Source organism: Halorhodospira sp. 9621 (genome assembly GCF_022228055.1).
In the GTDB taxonomy this organism is placed as follows: domain Bacteria; phylum Pseudomonadota; class Gammaproteobacteria; order Nitrococcales; family Halorhodospiraceae; genus Halorhodospira; species Halorhodospira halophila_A.
The window spans coordinates 67022-84541 of record NZ_JAJNRD010000003.1 but is presented as its reverse complement, the minus strand read 5'-3'; the positions used below and the strand labels follow the sequence as shown (position 1 = coordinate 84541).

Below are 17520 nucleotides of genomic sequence, written 5' to 3'. Positions count from 1 at the left end.
TGACCCGGCGGAGCGGTCGTCATCCCCGCTCTGCCCCCAGCTCGCGATACAGATCCCGATACGCCCGCGCCGAGGCCTCCCACGAGTAGCTCCCGGCCATGCCGCGGGCCTGGATGGCGTGCCAAGCCGACCGATCCCGCCAGTGCGCCAAGGCCCGCTCCACCGCCTCGGCCAGGGCGGCGCCCTCCGCCGCAGCCAGGTGGAAACCGTTACCGCTCTGGGGGTGGGCATCCACGTCCACGACCGTATCCGCCAGCCCGCCGGTGGGGTGGACCACCGGCGGCGTCCCGTAGCGCAGGGAGTAGAGCTGGTTGAGCCCGCACGGCTCAAAGCGCGAGGGCATCAGAAACAGATCACTGCCGGCCTCGATCTGGTGGGCGAGCGCCTCATCGTAGCCGATCACCACCCCGACCTGCCCCGGATATTGTTCGGCCGCGGCACGCAGCGCGGCCTCCAGCCTATGATCCCCCGAGCCGAGAAGGGCCAGCCGCGCGCCGCTGGCCAGCAGACGCGGCAACGCCGCCAGGATCAGGTCCACACCCTTTTGCTCCACCAGCCGACCGACGAAACCGAGCACGGGCCCGTCGCCCTCCGCCAGGCCAACGGCCCGTGCCACGGCCCCGCGATTGGCCCACCGGGCCGGGTCGTCCGGTTCGGCGTAGCGGGCGGCCAGATGGGGGTCACGCCCCGGGTCCCAGGTCTCGGTATCGATGCCGTTGACGATGCCGAACAGCCGGTCCCGCCGGTGGTGGAGGAGCCCCTCCAGCCCCCAGCCAAAGGCCGGGGTCTGGATCTCGCGAGCGTAGGTTGGGCTGACCGTCACCAGGGCGTCGGCGAAGACCAGCGAGCCCTTGATAAAGGCCAGCTGGCCGAAAAACTCCAACCCCTCGGGGTGCCAGAGCTCGGCTGGCAGCCCGAGCCGGGGATAGAGTTCCGCCGGAAAGAGCCCGCGGTAGGCCAGATTGTGGATACCGAACACGGTGGCCGGCCGCTCGCTGCGCTCGCGCAGGAACACCGGGGCCAACGCGGTCTGCCAGTCGTTGCCGTGGAGCACGTCGGCGCGCCAGTCCAGCAAATCCCCCGCTGCCAGAGCCGCAGCCACCTGCGACAGACGGCAGAACCGCCAATGATTGTCCGGCCAGGCATCGCCCCCAGCCGTGGCGTAGGGACCGCCGACGCGTGCGAACAGCGGCGGATCGTCGAGCAGCCAGACCCCAACCCCGGTGCCGGGCAGCCGCCCTTCAATCAGCGCCACATCCCCGTCGGCCCACGGCACCTGACGCCGGCGGACCGTGCCCTCCAGCTGCTCGGCGGCACCCGGATAGGCGGGCATCAACAGGTGTACGTCGCAATCGAGCTCAGCCAGCCCCCGGGTCAGGCCGAAAGCCACGTCGCCCAAGCCCCCGGTCTTGGCCAGCGGCCAAGCCTCGGCGGTGGCGAACAGGATCCTCACGCACCCTCCCCGACCAGCACCAGGCCGGCCAGCGGCGGCAGGGTCAGCACCACCGAATACGGGTGGCCGCTCCACGGCACCGGCTCGGCGATCACGCCACCGGCGTTGCCCACATCCGAGCCGCCGTAGAGGGCCGAATCGGTGTTCATCCGCTCCGCCCAGTACCCAGCGACCGGCACGCCCAGCCGATAGCCGTGGCGTGGCACCGGCGTGAAGTTGAGAACCACCATTGCCCGCTCGCCGGCGTCACCGCAGCGCAGGTAACTGAGCACCGACTGCTCGGCGTCGTGGCAATCCACCCAGGCGAAGCCCGCCTCGGAGAAGTCGTGCCGGTGCAGCGCCGGCTCGCCCCGGTAGAGCCCGTTGAGATCGCCGATCAGGCGCTGCACGCCGGCGTGGCGTGGATCGGATAGGGCCGCCCAGTCCACCGTAGAATCGGCATCCCATTCGCTGCGCTGGCCGATCTCGCAGCCCATGAACAGCAGCTTTTTGCCCGGATAGGTGAACTGGTAGGCGTAGAGCAGGCGCAGGTTGGCCAGGCGCTGCCAGTCGTCGCCGGGCATGCGGTCAAGCAGGCTGCCCTTGCCGTGGACCACCTCGTCGTGACTGAACGGCAGGACGAAGTTCTCGGTGAAGGCGTAGAGCAGACCAAAGGTCAGCTGGTCGTGGTGGTAGCGGCGGTGGACGGGGTCCTCGCCGAGGTAGGTCAGGGTGTCGTGCATCCAGCCCATGTTCCACTTCATGGTGAACCCCAGCCCACCGAGGTAGGTCGGGCGCGTGACCTGCGGCCAAGAGGTGGACTCCTCCGCGATGATGCAGGTCCCAGGCTGCTCGCCGTGGGTAACGGTGTTGACCTCGCGCAGGAAGGCGATGGCCTCCAGGTTCTCGTTGCCGCCGTGGACGTTCGCCACCCAGTCACCGTCCTCGCGGGAGTAGTCCAGATAGAGCATGGAGGCCACTGCGTCGACGCGCAGCCCATCCAGATGGTAGGCCTCGAGCCAGTACAGGGCGCTGGAGAGCAGGAAACTGCGCACCTCGTTGCGGCCGAAGTTGAAGATCAGCGTCCCCCAGTCGCGGTGCTCCCCCTGGCGGGGATCGGCGTGCTCGTAGAGCGGCGTACCGTCGAAGCGGGCCAGCGCCCAGGCGTCCCGCGGGAAGTGGGCGGGCACCCAGTCCAGGATCACTCCGATGCCGTGGCGGTGGCAGTAGTCAATGAAGTAGCGGAAATCATCCGGGCCGCCGAAGCGGCTGGTCGGGGCAAAGTAGCCGGTGGTCTGGTAGCCCCAAGAGTCGTCCAGCGGGTGCTCGGTGATCGGCAGCAGCTCGATGTGGGTAAACCCAGTGCGCTGGACGTACGCGACCAGCTCGTGGGCAAGGGTGCGGTAGTCGAGGAAACCGCCCTGCGCATCGCGCTGCCAGGAGCCAAGGTGGACCTCGTAGATCGACCAGGGCGCCTGCTGCCAGGCGCTGCCCTCCCGGCGCCGGCGCTCCATCCACTCGCCGTCCTCCCAGGCGTAGGCCTCCGGCGGCTCGACCACGGCGGCCGTTTCGGGCCTTTGCTGGTAACGCCGGGCACAGGGGTCGGTCTTGAGCATGGGGCCACAACCGCCGTGACCGCGTAACTCGAACTTGTACAACGCCCCCGGCTCCAGCCCGGGGATAAACAGCTCCCACACCCCGGCCTCGAGGCGCAACCGCATGGGGTGAAGACGCCCGTCCCAGCGGTTGAAGTCGCCCACCACGCTGACCCGCTCGGCGTTGGGCGCCCAGACGGCAAAGGCCACGCCCGCCACCCCCTCCACCGTGGTGCAGTGCGCGCCTAGAAAGCGCTGGGCGTGCCAGTGCCGCCCCTCGGCGTAGAGGTGCAGATCGAACTCGGAGAGCACCGGCGGGAAGCTGTAGGGGTCGTAGGTGCTGCGCCAGCTCCCGCCAGCGTCGCGCCAGCAGAAGACGTACGGCGCCTGCAGGGCGGCGGGCAGCGGCGCCTCGAAGAAGTCGGTACCCGCGATACGGGGCACCGCGGTGCCGTCCTTGAAGGTTACCTCCACGGCTTCCGGGTGGTAGATCCGCACCCGGCGCTCGGCGCCGTGGGGCCCGCCGAGGTAGGCGAAGGGGTCGGCGTGACGGCCCTCCGCGATACGCTGCCGGTCGTCACCCCCGGCATCCTTCTGAATGGATCGATTCACGCGCACACCCCGCTCGCCGGCTTCAATGGACCCTGCCGGAAGGGGCGCTGGCACGCAATACCCTGTCGATCGCCGGAAAAGCCGTCCATACTGCCCTTCAGGCCTCTGTCACCAGGAAGATCCGACGTGTTATCCCATCGCTCTCCCCGTTTCGTCAGCCGCCTGACCCGAGACACCCTGGCCCTGATCCTCGCCGGCGGCCGCGGCACGCGGCTGCGCGAGCTCACCCAGTGGCGTGCCAAACCGGCGGTTCCGTTCGGCGGCAAGTTCCGCATCATCGACTTCCCCCTGTCCAACTGCATTAATTCCGGCGTGCGGCGCATTGGCGTACTCACCCAGTACAAGGCCCACTCCCTGATCCGGCACATCCGTCAGGGCTGGAGCTCGCTGAGCAGCGACTTCGGCGAGTTCGTCGAACTGCTGCCAGCCCAGCAGCGCATCGCCGACTCCTGGTACCAAGGCACGGCCGATGCGGTTTATCAGAGCCTGGACATCGTCCGGCTGCACGATCCCGACTACGTCCTGATCCTCGCCGGCGACCACATCTACAAGATGGACTACGGGCCGCTGCTTGCCTACCACGTGGAGAGCGGCGCCGACGTCACCGTCAGTTGCCTCGAGGTCCCCATCGAGGAAGCCAGCGCCTTCGGCGTCATGGGCATCGATGACGACAGCCGGGTGGTTCGCTTCGACGAGAAGCCGGCCAACCCCACGCCGATCCCCGGCCGCGACGACCGTGCGCTGGCCTCCATGGGGGTCTACGTCTTCAACCGGGACTTCCTCTTCCGAACCCTCGGGGCGGACGCCCGCAGCGGCTCGGAGCATGACTTCGGCAAGGACATCATCCCGCAGCTGATCGACCAGGCCCGAGTCATGGCCTACCCCTTCCGGGAGCCGACCACCGGGGACCAGGCGTACTGGCGGGACGTAGGAACCATCGACGCCTTCTGGCGGACCAACCTTGAGCTGATCGACGTCACCCCGGAGCTCAACCTCTATGACCGCAAGTGGCCGATCTGGACCTTCCAGGAGCAGCTGCCCCCGGCCAAGTTCGTCTTCGACGAGGAGGGCCGCCGCGGCACCGTAGTCGACTCCATGGTCTCCGGCGGGTGCATCATCTCCGGGGCGCGGCTACGGCGCTCGCTACTGTTCTCGTCGGTGATCGTCGATGAACGCACCCGGGTTGAGGACTCGGTGATCCTCCCCGAGGCCCATATCGAGCCCGACTGTCGGATCCGCAACGCGGTGATCGACAAGTACTGCCACATCCAGGCGGGGACCGTGATCGGCGAAGATCCCGAGGAGGACGCGCGGCGCTTTACGGTCAGCCCCAGCGGTGTTGTCCTCGTCACCCCGGAAATGCTCGGCCAGGAGATCCACGTTGTCTATTGATGCCAGCGACCCGAACGCGACAGAGACCCAGCCCGTGCGCGTGGTGCTGTGCTGGCACATGCACCAGCCGAGCTACCTCGACCCCGGCACCGGCGACTACCTACTACCTTGGACCTACCTGCACGGGATCAAGGACTACGCCGACATGGCCGCCCACCTCGAGGCCAACCCGGCGGCGCGCGCAGTGGTCAACTTCTCCCCGGTTCTCCTCGAGCAGCTGGAGGACTACAGCCGCCAGATCGCCGGCTTCCTGGAAAGCGGCGAACGGCTGCGCGACCCCCTGCTGCGCGCCCTGGCCATGCCCACCCTGCCGGTCAACGAGCACGAGCGGCGCCGCCTGGTCGAGCAGTGCCAGCGCATCAACCGCCAGCGGCTAGCGGACCCGTTCCCGGCATTCCGGCACCTGCTCGAGATCGCCGAGATGGTCAGCGCCCACCCGGCGAGCATGCGCTACCTCAGCGACGCCTTCTTGGTGGATCTGATCACCTGGTACCACCTGGGCTGGATGGGCGAGACCGTCCGCCGCGGCGAGCCGCGGGTCCAGCGGCTGATCGACCAGGGCAAGGGCTTTACCCTCCACGACCGACGCGAACTGCTCGGCGTAATCGGCGAGCTGCTCGCCGGCCTGCCCCACCGCTACCGCCACCTGGCCGAGACCGGGCGGGTCGAGCTGTCGATGACCCCCTATGGGCACCCCATCCTGCCACTGCTCCAGGATCTGCAGTGCGCCCGCGAGTCCTGGCCCGAGAGTTCCATGCCGGTGGTCGACCGCTATCCCGGCGGCGAGGACCGGGCGCGCTGGCACCTCGAGCAGGGCATACGGCGCTTTGAGCACACCTTCGGCCACCGGCCGCGGGGGTGCTGGCCGTCGGAGGGGGCGATCAGCCAGGCCACCCTGAGGCTACTGCAGGAGTTCGGATTCCGCTGGGCGGCCAGCGGCGGCGCGGTCCTGGACAACAGCCTCGGCCCGGAGGGCACCGGCAACGGCCAGTGGCACCGGGCCTACGCCCTCGACGCCGAGGGCGACAGCGGCGACGGAACCCGCTGCTTCTTCCGCGACGACGGGCTGTCCGACGCCATCGGCTTCGAGTTCTCCGACTGGCACGGCGACGACGCCGTCGCCAATCTAATCAGCCGCATGGAGGCCATCGCCGCCGGCTGCGAGGCACCGGAACAGACGGTCATCCCGATCATCATGGACGGCGAGAACGCCTGGGAGCACTACCCCGCCAACGGTTTCCATTTTCTCAACGGCCTGTATCAGCGGCTCGGCGATCACCCGGGACTGGTGCTGACCACCTTCGCCGAGGCGGCCGAGGAACTCGAGCCGCGCCCCCTGTCACGACTGGTGGCCGGCAGCTGGGTCTACGGCACCCTCTCCACCTGGATCGGCGAGGTGGACAAGGATCGGGCCTGGGAGCTGCTTGCCGAGGCCAAGCAGGCGTTCGATCAGCGTATCGGCGCGCTCGACGAAGCCGCCCGGGAACGCGCCGAGGCGCAGCTGGCCATCTGCGAGAGTTCGGACTGGTTCTGGTGGTTCGGCGACTACAACCCCGCCGACGTGATCCGCGACTTCGACCACCTCTATCGGATCCAACTCGCCGCGCTGTACCACGCCCTGGGCCAGGAGCCGCCGGAGCACCTGAGCCACGCCTTCGCGCGCCAGGGCCGGGGCTCGCCCGAGCGCGGCGGCGTGATGCGCCACGGACGCGCCGAGCCGTGAGCGGCGCGGAGCTGGCCGAGCGGCGCCGGGCTGGGGTGCTGGTTCACCTCAGCGCCCTGCCTGGGCCCGCAGGCAACGGCGACCTGGGGCAGCACGCCTACCGCTTCGTGGACTGGCTGGCGGCAAGCGGCTTCACCATCTGGCAGATGCTGCCGCTCGGCCCCACCCACGACGACCTCAGCCCCTACCAGGGGTTGTCGGTTCACGCGGGCGAGCCGTGCTACATCGACCTAAACGCACTGGCCGAGCGGGGGTGGCTGACGCCGGAGGAGCTTCACCCCCCAGAGACCGGAGACGATCCTGTCGCGCTGCGGGCCTGGCGCCGCTCCTGCCTGCACCGCGCCCACCAGCGGCTGCGCGAACAAGGTGACGCACCGACCGAGGCGCAGATCGACGCCTTCCGGCGCGAGCAGGGCCACTGGCTGGAGGACTACGCCCTCTACGCCGCCCTACGCGAGGAGCACGGCGACGCGGCCTGGTGGACGTGGCCCGCCGCCGAGCGGGACCGCGAACCGGCGGCGCTGGAGGCAGCCACCCACCGGCTGGCCGGGCGGATCGACCGCCACATCTTTGAACAGTACCTCTTCTTCAGCCAGTGGCAGGCGTTGCGCGACTACGCCGCCGAGCGCGGTGTCCAGTTCTTCGGCGACGTCCCCATTTTCGTCGCCCACGACAGCGCCGATACCTGGGCCCACCGGCGGTACTTCCGACTCGACGACGAGGGGCATGCGGCCCTCGTCGCCGGCGTGCCACCGGACTATTTCTCCGCCGAGGGCCAGCGCTGGGGCAACCCGCTCTACGACTGGCAGCGCCTGCAGGGCGACGGCTTCGCGTGGTGGCTCGAGCGGCTGGCCACCCAGCTGGCCCTGTTCGACTTCGTGCGCATCGATCACTTCCGGGGGCTGAGCGCCTGCTGGGCGATCCCGGCCGAGGCGCCCACCGCCCGGGACGGATACTGGGAGGCAGCCCCCGGGGACGCCCTACTCGAGGCGGTGGAGGAGCGCTTCGGTCGGGTCCCGCTGGTGGCCGAGGATCTGGGCGTGATCACCGAGGACGTGGAGCGGCTCCGCGAGCGCTTCGCCCTGCCGGGGATGAAGGTGCTGCACTTCGCCTTCGACAGCGACGCCGCCAACCCCTACCTACCCCACCAGCACCACCGGCACTGCGTCGTCTACACCGGTACCCACGACAACGACACCACCCTGGGCTGGTACGCCGACCTACCGGAGGCGACGGCGCAGCGGCTCCACGCCTACCTGGGCCACCCCGGCGAACCGATGCCGTGGCCGCTGATCCGGGCAGCGCTGGCGTCGGTGGCGGGACTGGCCGTGATCCCGTTGCAGGATCTGCTGGCGCTGGGCGGCGAGCACCGCATGAACGTGCCCGGGGTTGCCGAGGGCAACTGGCGCTGGCGTTTTGAATGGGAGTGGCTGCCCGACCCCCTGGCCGGGCAGCTGCGCGCCCTCAACGAACTCTACGGCCGGCTCTAGGCGGCGGTCGCCGCCTAGAGCCAGCGCATCCGCCCCAGCTCCAGCGGGTGACCGAGCAGCGGGTGGCTCGGGTACATGCAGATACGGAAGTACTGCAAGCCGTTGAGGCGGGGTTGAATGTCCAGGGAGAACAGCGGATCCCCGTCGTCATCACCGCCAGTGGGCGAGAACACGAAACGCTGGGTCTGGCCCGGATCCCGGGGGTGGGGCACCGGGCTGAAGCGGCACTCGACGGTGACATCATCGGCACCCAGCCCGTTGAGCTGCGCCTTCACCCGCAGACGCAACGGCTCTCCGTGGCGCAGGGCGTCCGGGGCCTCGTCGATCAGCTCCAGGGCCGTCCCGTCCCAGCAGGCCCGCACATGCTCCTTCCAGGCGGCCAGACCAGCGGCGCCGGCCAACTCCTCGTCGGTCAGGCGCCGATGATGTCGGGCGGCCGGGCCATAGAGATCGCGCACATAGTCCATCACCATGCGCTGCGCATTGAACCGGGGCAGCGTACTGCGCATCGAGGCCTTGGACATCTGCACCCAGCCGGCCGAGTAGCCGCGCTCACCGCGATCGAAGTAGAGCGGCGCCACCTCACCGGCAAGGGTATCGAGCAGGTCGCGGGCCTCCTCGCCGTCACGGTACTCCGGATCGAAGCCCGGCGCGTGGGGGTAGATCGCCCAGCCGTTGTCCCCGGCGTAGCCCTCATCCCACCAGCCATCCAGAACCGAGAGATTGACCACCCCGTTGATGGCCGCCTTCTGACCGGAGGTGCCGCACGCCTCCAGGGGGTACTCCGGATTGTTCAGCCACACGTCGACACCGGTCACCAGCTTGCGCGCCAGCGCCATGTCGTAGTTCTCCAGCAGCAGAAGCCGCCCGATCAGATCGGGATCGAGGGTCAGCTCGTGGATCCGCCGAATCATCTCCTGGCCCTGCTCATCGTGCGGGTGGGCCTTGCCGGCGAAGATCAGGATCATCGGCCGCTCGGGATCGTTGAGCAGCTGCTTGAGACGCTCGAGGTCGCGGAAGATCAGCAGAGCGCGCTTGTAGGTGGCAAAGCGGCGGGCAAAACCGAGCACGAGGACATCGGCCTCGGGGTCGCGGATGAAGCGGGTCATGCGCCGGATCATCGCCTCGGCCATGCCGTTGCGCTTGCACCGCGCCTCGACCCGGGCACAGACGTCGCGGAGCATCTGCGACTTCAGGCTCTGGCGCATGCTCCAGTAGCGGTGATCGGGCAGCTCGTCGACCACGCTCCAGAACGCCTCGTTGCTCAGCTCGCTGCGCCAGGCCGGCCAGCGCTGATCGAAGAGATTGCCCCACTCCTGGGCCAGGAAGGTCGGCACGTGCACGCCGTTGGTGATGGCGTGGATGGGGTTCTCCTGAGCCGGCACATCAGGCCAGATGCGCGCCTCCATCTCCGAGGCCACGCGGCCGTGGATTCGGCTGACCCCGTTGTGGAAGCGCGATCCGCGCAGGGCCAGGCTGGTCATGTTGAAACCCGGCTGCTCAGCCCGCCCGTTGCCCAGCGCCAGCAGGGCATCGATATCGAGCCCGGAGTCCCCGAGCGCAGCCCCCAGGTATTCGCGGACCATCTCCGGATCGAAGATGTCGTGACCCGCCGCCACCGGCGTGTGCGTCGTAAACACCGAGCCCCCGGCGACGGCCTCCATCGCCGTGACGAAATCGACGCCGGCCGCCACCCACTCGCGGCAGCGCTCGACGAGCTGGAAGGCCGAGTGCCCCTCGTTCAAGTGCCAGACCGTCGGCGCCACGCCAAGCTTGCGCAGCGCCCGTACGCCCCCGATGCCGAGGCAGAGCTCCTGCTTGATGCGCATCTCGGTGCCGCCGCCGTAGAGCTGATAGGTGATCGAGCGATCCTCGGGGGTGTTCTCGGGCACATCGCTGTCGAGCATGTACAGACGCACGTGGCCGGCCCGCACCGACCAGATGCGCAGCTGCACCGATCGTCCGGGGAAGTCGACAGCCACCCGCAGCTCCTCGCCGTCACCATCCTGGCGTGGGTAGGCGGGCAGCTGCGCCACCTCGGTGGGCACATAGTGCGCCACCTGGCGCCCTTCGTGATCGATGCTCTGGATGAAGTAGCCCTGGCGATAGAGCAACCCGACCGCGATCAGCGGCACGCGCAGATCGCTGGCCGCCTTGCAGTGGTCACCGGCGAGGATGCCGAGGCCGCCAGAGTAAAGGGGCAGGCTCTCGTGCAGGCCGAACTCGGCGCAGAAGTAGGCCACCAGGTCCTGGTCCGGATCCAGGTGCGGGGCAACCTCCGGCGACGTGTCCTGCTCCAGATAGGTGTCGTAGGCGGAAAGGGTCCGGTTGTAGTCTTCCAGGAAGGTCGGGTCCTCGGCGGCACGCTCTAACGCCTCCTGGGGAACCCGGCGCAGGAAAACCTTGGGGTTGTGGCCGCTGGCCTCCCAGCACTCGGGGTCAATCTGGTAGAACAGCCCCCGGACTCGCCGGTCCCAGGAATAGTAGAGGTCATCGACCAGCTCGCGCAGGCGGGCGAGTGACGGCGGGAGGCAGGGGTGGACTTCCAGGGTGAAGACGCGTTCGGACATGGGTGGGGCAACTCCCTCTGTGGACCCCTCTGTTTAGCACATGTCGCCGGGGCGCACACGCACGTCCCACAACGAGAAAGGCCCGCCAGGGGCGGGCCTTTCTCTCAATGGCAGCTTACTGCCGCTCTGGCGGCGGTTTAAAGCGCTGCGACGTCCTCGGCCTGCAGGCCCTTGGGGCTGCGGGTCACGCTGAACTCGACCGCTTGACCCTCGTCCAGGGAGCGGAAACCGTCGCCCCGGATGGCACGGAAGTGGACGAACACGTCTTCACCCCCCTCGCGGCTGATGAAGCCGTAGCCCTTGGCGTTGTCGAACCACTTAACCGTACCTTGTTGACGCTCTGACATCTCAAACAACCTCTGTATTAATCATCGTGACGCGACCTCCATGAGGACCAGGGTCAGGTCTTGCTGTCGGTCGCGCCCCATATATTGGCACAAGTTGGGGGCCTCGCAACCTGCCACCCACGAGTTTTTTTCAACCGATTTTGTTGCGACGCAACATGGCCACTGCTATGCTGCATGGCAACAATCGAGACAAAGCCCGGAACGGCGCGAAAGGAGCGGTGGCAATGATGAACTACCAAGAGATGATCAAGCAGATGCAGACCCAGTTCGGGCCCTATGCCGAGCCCTTCCACGGTGTGAACAGCAAGATGCTCGAGCACTGGGAGAAGATGACCGATTACCAGCTGGACATGGCCCGGCGCTACACCGACGCCACCCTCGGCAACCTGCGCGAAGCAAGCGAGGTCCAGTCGCCGGAGCAGCTGCAGAACTACCTGCAGAAGAGCGTGGAGGCGGCCCGCGAGACCTCGGACAGCCTCGCCAAGGATGCCCGGACTCTGGCCCAGCTCAGCCAGGCGATGACCGAGGACCTGCAGCAGTCGGTCCGCGAGAGCACCAGTAGCCTGGCCGCGAAGACCACCAAGGCCGCGTGAGCGGACGCTAAGACGGCGCCACGCGCCGCCTCTGTCGGGCAGAGGCGGCGCGTGGCGCCGTAGCTATTCGCTTGAACGAATACCGCGCGCCCCCTACCCTGAGCGCATGCCCCTGACGCCCGACCACCTGTTCCGACTCTTCGGCGACCCCACGCGGCTGCGTTGCCTGCTTCTGCTGCGCCGCGAGGGCTGGTTATGCGTCTGCGAGCTCACTGAAGCACTGGGTATTATTCAGCCCAAGATCTCCCGCCATCTAGCCATGCTCCGCGAGGCCGGGCTGGTCGAGTGTCGACGCCGCGGGCAATGGGTCCACTACCGCATCAGCCCCGAGCAGCCCCCGTGGGTGGCGCCGATCCTCGACGCCGCCGTCCAGGCCAGCGACGCCCTGGCCTGGCACCAGGAGGATCGTGAACGGCTGGAGCGTATGGCCAACCGAGTCACCACCAAGGATCAAGCATGAACGAGACCTCCCTGCTCGAGTGCGTGGAGAAGCGCACCGGCGAGAACGTTTCCGCCAGCATCATCTGGCTCCACGGCCTGGGCGCCGACGGCCACGACTTCGCGCCCATCGTCGATGAACTCCGCCAGAGCGCCGGTTACGGCGTGCGCTTGATCTTCCCCCACGCCCCGGTCCAGCCGGTCACGGTCAACGGCGGCATGTCCATGCCGGCGTGGTACGACATCCGGGGCCTTGGCGGCGGCGGCATCGATGAGGATACGCCGGGGCTCGAGCGAGCACGACTGCAGATCGAGGCGCTGATGCGCCGGGAGGTGGAACGCGGCACCCCCGCCGAGCGCCTGTTCCTCGCAGGCTTCTCGCAGGGCGCCGCCACCGCCCTCTACACGGCGCTCAACTCGTCAACCCCGCCGGCCGGGGTCATTGCGCTTTCGGGCTGGTTGCCGAGCGCCACGGAGACCGGCCACGACGGGGCACGGGCCCCGGTCTTCATGGCCCACGGGACGCAGGATCCGATCGTTCCCATCGAACTCGGCCGCCAGGCGGCTGCCGAGCTGGAGGCCGCAGGCCATCCCGTGGAGTGGCACGATTTCCCTATGGAGCACGCGGTCTGCATGCCCGAGATCCAGCGCCTGGACACCTGGCTATCGAACCGGCTCGGGCGGTCGTAGCCGGCCCGCGCGGCCTTCAGTCGTCACACTCGAAACCGAAGGCATCCAGTCCCTCTTCCAGGTAGTCGGCCGCCAGCGGCGTAGCGAGGATATAGTCAGCGGTCCGCGGGTTCCACGCCGACTTCGCCTCGCTGCGCGCCTCCGTCCACTCGCTGGCATCGAAATCGCCGCGTCCGATCCACATCAGCGCCACGACCTCGGCCTGCTCCGCCGGCTCCATGTCCTCGAAGGTGGCACGCAGCTCTTGCACGCTCAGGTCATCGGCGTGGTCGGCAAGGACCTGAAGCGCCCAGTCGTCCTCGGGGCCATCCGGCGAGTCGGGGATGACCACCGCCTCCTTAGCCTGGAACTCCCGGCACTTGCGGATGATAAAGCAGACAGTATCCAGACTGACCTCGAACATGACCTTTCCCCTCGCCAGAGGCGGACCTGAGGGTCCACGTTGCCTGGGTCCCCGGCCGAGCGCAAGCGGCGCCCCGAGGGCTACGGGATACCCAGGTCTTTGTGGATCTGCATGCTCAGCCACCACTGCGGGTGCGCACGGCAGTAGTCCAGTGCCGCACGGGTATGCGCATCGCGCTGGGCATCGTCCAAGGGCTGGAGATAGAAGTGGCGGAATGCCAGGTGGGCGTAGCGCTCCGGCTCTGCTCCGGGCTGCGGATAGATCAGCTTGAGTTCGTCACCGGCGGTGACCGCCAGCTCGGTCCCTGCTTTGGGGCTAACGCAAAGCCAGTCCACGCCCGGCGCCAGGGGCAAGGTGCCGTTGGTCTCCACGGCCACCTCAAACCCCCGGGCGTGCAGGGCTGCCAGCAGGTCCGCGTCGAGCTGTAACGCCGGTTCACCGCCGGTGCAAACGACATAGGGCGCACCGCCGTCGGGCCACTGCGCCGCCACCGCCGCGGCCAGCTCCCCGGCGTCACCGAAACGCCCCCCGCCGGGACCGCCGGTACCCACGAACTCGGTATCGCAGAACCTGCAGACGGCCGTCGCTCGATCGGACTCCCGGCCGCTCCACAGGTTGCAGCCGGCAAAACGCACAAAGACAGCCGGCCGGCCGCTTCGCCCTCCTTCGCCCTGCAGGGTATAGAACAGACTGTGGACGGCGTAGCTCACGGCTCAATCCGGCCAGGCGATGGCCCCGACGCCGTCGCGCTCGTAGCAGTCCACGCGGTGGAGTTCCGGCAGCCGCTGGTGCGCGGAGCGCGCCACCCAGGCGGCCAGACTGGCCACGTCCCCGGCCTCGAGACCGGCGATCGCGTCCAGGCGCTGGTGGTCCAGCGCCTGGCGCACAGGCGCGAAGGCCGCCTTGACGTCGCCGTAGTCCAACGTCCAGCCGAGCACGCGGTCCAGCGGGGCAGTGACATGGACCCGCAGCCGATAGCCGTGCCCGTGCAACCGGCCGCGTCGATCTCCGGGCCCCGAAACGCAGGTGGCGGCCTCAAAACGCTGGGCCTTCCAGATGGTGTGCCGCTCGCCGTCGTAGGTGCAGCCAGAGTGCTCCGTCTCATGGACATGCAATCGGGTAAGCCCGGGGCAGCGGGGACGGAGCTGCTCCCAGAGCCAGACGGCAATGAGTTCACTGGTGGGGTTGTCCAGGAAGTCGTTCAGGCAGGCGCGGTCCAGGGCCTCGCCCAGCGGCGCCCACGCCGCCCCCAGCCCCTCAGCATCGGCGCCGGTGGCCTCGAGCACCACCAGGTACCCGTGCCCGTGCATGCGCCCGCACGGGTGGCCTTCGGGGACGTAGGGCAGCCGATGGGCCGCCTCGAACCGGAAGGCCCGCCACGCCCAGTCCACCTCACCGCGGCCGACGCCGCGATCCGGGGCACTGCGCAGCGCCAGCCGCCGCGGGGTCACGCCAGCGGTGCGCAAGCACCGGCCGAGCTCGTCGAGCAGCCGGTCGTCAGCGGGATCCTCGAGGCGCTCGTTGAGGAGCGTGTAGTCAAATGGCGCCGTCACGCGGGCGCACGCATCGGCCAGCGCGTCCGGATCGGCGGCACCACCATCGGGCGCCGCCCGCACACGCAGCCGGAAGGAGTGGCCGTGCCAGCCCCGGCCAACGCGTCGCGCGGCCTCGAAGGGCACCTCGGCGGTGTAGAGCAGGGATTCCATCCTGCTGATGCTATCACGGCCGTGCGGCAATCAGCGGCACCCACTGCTCACTGGCCGAGGCGCCACCGTGCACGCCCACCTGGGCGAAACGGCCCTCACCCACCAGCCGATCCTTGATCACCCAGCCGTCCGCAGGCAACAACACCCAGTCGCCGATCCTCCGGCGCAGCCGGGGGTGCTCGGGCATCGGACCGAACCAACCGGCTGCAAGCAGCTCTTCGGCCCGGGCGACCTGGCAGACGGCCCCCAGGCGCTCCCGACAATAGAGCTGGAAGTCGGTCTCGGTGCCGGGACGCAGGTAGCAGTAAGCCGCCCGCGGCTCGCCGCACAGCGGCAGGGCCAGCATCTCGGCGAGTTCCGGATGGTCCTCGAGGTAGAGGGTCCGCTCGGGGGCGGTGTCGATCAGGCCGTGATCGGCCGTGGCCAGCACCACGGTATCGGTACCCTGGACCCCGTCGAGCAGTCGCTGCCAGGCGATATCGATGGAGCGAAACTGATCGCGCACCGGCGCACTGTCGACCCCGTGCTGATGGCTCAGCGTATCCAGATCCGGCCAGTAGGCGTAGACGAATCGGCGCTGCCGGCCGGGCTCGCGGGCGATCCGCACGAGCACCTCGCGCAGCTCGTCCAGCCCCTGATAACCGTGGCGCCGGGCATAGCGTCCCGTGACCCCGCGGCTGTACGGCGTATCGACCAGCCAAGAGGGCTGGACGACGTGCGTCTCGGCCTCGAAGCGATCCCAGATCGGGTCGCGCTGAAGCAACTCGGCGCTTTCCGGCTCGATACCGGACCACTGCCCCTTGCCCACCCGCGGCCCGAAAGGCAGCCAGGCGGTGACGGCGCCGAGCTCGTGGACGTACATGAACCAGCCTGTGACCCCGTGCCCCCGCGGTGGGCGGCCGGTAATGATACTGGTCAGCGCCGCCGAGGTGGTGGCCGGGAAAACCGAGGTCAGCCCCCGAACCCGGTCTCGGGCCAGTGTGCTGGCCGGCTGTCGGGCCAGGAAGTGGTCGCCGAGGCCGTCGATAATCCAGAGGATCACCGTGCGGGCATCCTCCAGCCCCAGGTCCGGATCGGGGTCGAGGGCTGGATAGTGGCTCGACCCGGCCGCGAATGCGCGACCCAGGGAGGCCATCAGGTTGACCAGCCCGCTGCCCTCGTAGCTCGGCTTATCCATCGCCGGAAACCTCGCTCTCCGCAGGGAAACAGGGCAGTTCGACCCAGAAGACCGACCCGGCCCCGGGCTCGCTGGAGAAGCCTAGCTCTCCGCCCATCTGCTCAACCAGGCGGCGAGTCACCACCAGGCCGATTCCGGTCCCCTCCACCTCCGAGGATTCCAGGCCCAGGCGATTGAAGGGGTAGAAGACCTCGCGCTGGCGCTCCTCAGGGATGCCGACCCCGGTGTCCCGCACCCGGAACCGGATCCGGTTGGCGGCGGACGCTTCGACCTCGAGGTCCACCCGCCCCTGCGGCCGGTTGTACTTCACGGCATTGCTGAGCAGGTTGAACAGCACCTGCCGGATGCGCTGTGGATCGGCCCGGATCGTTGCCGGGGCATCAGCGGCCTGCTGCACCGACAGGTGCACCCCAGCATCGGCGGCCAGGGGACCGAGCAGCTCGACGCACTGATCAACCAGCGACCCCGGCGCCACCCACTCCGGCTGCAGCTGCACCCGACCGGCCTCAACCCGGGAGAGATCGAGGATGTCGTCGATCAGCGACAGCAAGTGCCGACCACCCCCGAGGATCTGCTCGACGTAGCCGGCCTGGCGCTCGGAGAGCGGCTCGCGCGGGTCCTGATCGAGGATCTGGGCGAAACCGAGCACGGCGTTCAGCGGCGTGCGCAGTTCGTGGCTCATGCTTGAGAGGAACTGGCTCTTGGCCCGATTACCCCGCTCGGCCTCCTCGCGGGCCTGCTGCAGTTCGAGGTTGGCGCGGCGCAGCTCGGTGGCCGCCCGCTCGGCGCGCGCCCGCTCTTGATCGAGGCGCTGGTTGGCCCGGCGCAGCTCGAACTCGTCCACCACCATGGCCGCCAGCTCCTGCAGGGTCTCCAGCTCGGCGCCGGAGAGGGTCCGCGGCCGGCGATCCCCGAGGCATAGGGTGCCGATCCGCGCGCCGCCATCGACGACCAGCGGCACCCCGGCGTAAAAGCGCAGGTGCGGGGGCCCGGTAACCAGCGGATGGTCCGCGTAGTACGGATCCCGGTGGCTGTCAGTGACCACCAGCGGATCCCCGGTCTCGATCACGCAGTTGCAGAAGGCGATCTCGCGCGGCGTCTCCGTCAGCTCCAGCCCGCGAGCCGCCTTGAACCATTGCCGCTCGCGCTCGACCAGCGAGATGAAAGCGATGGGCACCTCGAAGACCCTTGCGCACAAGCCCACCAGCCGGTCAAAGGCCACCTCGGGGCCGCTTTCACCGCCTTGGTACCGCGCCAGGGCCTCGAGGCGGTGCGCCTCGTCCGCCGGGATGCGGGATGATGCCATGGTCAGAAGGCCTCGCCTGCCAGCCGCATGCCTGAATCCACTCGGG

The 17520-nt window shown here is 68.8% G+C and carries 15 protein-coding genes; 6 read left to right on the top strand and 9 right to left on the bottom strand.

The genetic code is table 11. The features are described from left to right. Nucleotides 1–19 precede the first annotated feature (19 nt). Entirely contained in the window at nucleotides 20–1453 is a 1434-nt protein-coding gene (glgA, locus tag LRF89_RS02765; protein ID WP_201169998.1) for a glycogen synthase GlgA, read from the bottom strand. Next, the gene (glgB, locus tag LRF89_RS02760; protein ID WP_238633456.1) at nucleotides 1450–3639 is read right to left on the bottom strand and encodes a 1,4-alpha-glucan branching protein GlgB; all 2190 of its coding nucleotides are present in this window, start codon (nucleotides 3637–3639) and stop codon (nucleotides 1450–1452) included. The genes glgA and glgB overlap by 4 nt, the downstream gene beginning before the upstream one ends. A gap of 126 nt (nucleotides 3640–3765) precedes the next feature. On the opposite strand from glgB, the gene glgC reads away from it, so the two are divergent. Genes glgC through malQ form a run of 3 tightly spaced genes read left to right on the top strand, consistent with a single transcriptional unit; the run spans nucleotide 3766 to nucleotide 8244 of the window. After that, complete coding sequence (gene glgC / locus LRF89_RS02755) at nucleotides 3766–5031, top strand: glucose-1-phosphate adenylyltransferase (protein WP_201241757.1); 1266 nt, start codon at nucleotides 3766–3768, stop codon at nucleotides 5029–5031. Nucleotides 5032–5089: 58 nt separating this feature from the next. Then, the gene (locus tag LRF89_RS02750) at nucleotides 5090–6754 is read left to right on the top strand and encodes a glycoside hydrolase (protein WP_370641507.1); all 1665 of its coding nucleotides are present in this window, start codon (nucleotides 5090–5092) and stop codon (nucleotides 6752–6754) included. Beyond that, the gene (gene malQ, locus LRF89_RS02745) at nucleotides 6751–8244 is read left to right on the top strand and encodes a 4-alpha-glucanotransferase (protein WP_238636565.1); all 1494 of its coding nucleotides are present in this window, start codon (nucleotides 6751–6753) and stop codon (nucleotides 8242–8244) included. Before LRF89_RS02750 ends, malQ begins: the two co-directional genes overlap by 4 nt. 14 nt (nucleotides 8245–8258) lie before the next feature. Here the strand turns inward: malQ and glgP are convergent, their stop codons facing one another. Together glgP and LRF89_RS02735 are read right to left on the bottom strand one after the other, a co-directional pair. Beyond that, nucleotides 8259–10814, bottom strand: coding sequence for an alpha-glucan family phosphorylase (gene glgP, locus LRF89_RS02740; RefSeq protein WP_201241754.1), 2556 nt, complete (start codon nucleotides 10812–10814; stop codon nucleotides 8259–8261). Nucleotides 10815–10951: 137 nt separating this feature from the next. Next, the gene (locus tag LRF89_RS02735) at nucleotides 10952–11161 is read right to left on the bottom strand and encodes a cold-shock protein (protein ID WP_201170011.1); all 210 of its coding nucleotides are present in this window, start codon (nucleotides 11159–11161) and stop codon (nucleotides 10952–10954) included. 224 nt (nucleotides 11162–11385) lie between these two features. On the opposite strand from LRF89_RS02735, the gene LRF89_RS02730 reads away from it, so the two are divergent. From LRF89_RS02730 to LRF89_RS02720, 3 genes are all read left to right on the top strand, one after another. Then, a complete protein-coding gene (locus LRF89_RS02730) occupies nucleotides 11386–11754 on the top strand; it encodes a phasin family protein (protein WP_201170014.1) in 369 nt (122 codons plus the stop codon). Nucleotides 11755–11860: 106 nt separating this feature from the next. After that, the gene (locus LRF89_RS02725; RefSeq protein WP_201170016.1) at nucleotides 11861–12214 is read left to right on the top strand and encodes a metalloregulator ArsR/SmtB family transcription factor; all 354 of its coding nucleotides are present in this window, start codon (nucleotides 11861–11863) and stop codon (nucleotides 12212–12214) included. Beyond that, nucleotides 12211–12882: an alpha/beta hydrolase gene (locus LRF89_RS02720; protein WP_201170019.1), complete on the top strand. Its 672-nt coding sequence runs from the start codon at nucleotides 12211–12213 to the stop codon at nucleotides 12880–12882. The genes LRF89_RS02725 and LRF89_RS02720 overlap by 4 nt, the downstream gene beginning before the upstream one ends. A gap of 16 nt (nucleotides 12883–12898) precedes the next feature. On the opposite strand, the gene LRF89_RS02715 is transcribed toward LRF89_RS02720, so the two are convergent. The 5 genes from LRF89_RS02715 to LRF89_RS02695 all read right to left on the bottom strand — a co-directional run bounded on the left by LRF89_RS02715 (nucleotide 12899) and on the right by LRF89_RS02695 (nucleotide 17474). Continuing rightward, complete coding sequence (locus LRF89_RS02715; protein ID WP_201170021.1) at nucleotides 12899–13285, bottom strand: DUF3775 domain-containing protein; 387 nt, start codon at nucleotides 13283–13285, stop codon at nucleotides 12899–12901. A gap of 80 nt (nucleotides 13286–13365) precedes the next feature. Then, nucleotides 13366–13995, bottom strand: coding sequence for a 7-carboxy-7-deazaguanine synthase (gene queE, locus LRF89_RS02710; protein WP_201170023.1), 630 nt, complete (start codon nucleotides 13993–13995; stop codon nucleotides 13366–13368). A gap of 3 nt (nucleotides 13996–13998) precedes the next feature. Then, nucleotides 13999–14991, bottom strand: coding sequence for a 6-carboxytetrahydropterin synthase (locus LRF89_RS13635; RefSeq protein WP_201170025.1), 993 nt, complete (start codon nucleotides 14989–14991; stop codon nucleotides 13999–14001). 13 nt (nucleotides 14992–15004) lie between these two features. Then, entirely contained in the window at nucleotides 15005–16168 is a 1164-nt protein-coding gene (locus LRF89_RS02700; protein WP_238634676.1) for an alkaline phosphatase family protein, read from the bottom strand. Continuing rightward, nucleotides 16161–17474, bottom strand: a complete 1314-nt coding sequence (locus LRF89_RS02695; protein ID WP_238636564.1) for a GAF domain-containing sensor histidine kinase — start codon at nucleotides 17472–17474, stop codon at nucleotides 16161–16163. The genes LRF89_RS02700 and LRF89_RS02695 overlap by 8 nt, the downstream gene beginning before the upstream one ends. Between the last annotated feature and the right edge of the window lie 46 nt (nucleotides 17475–17520).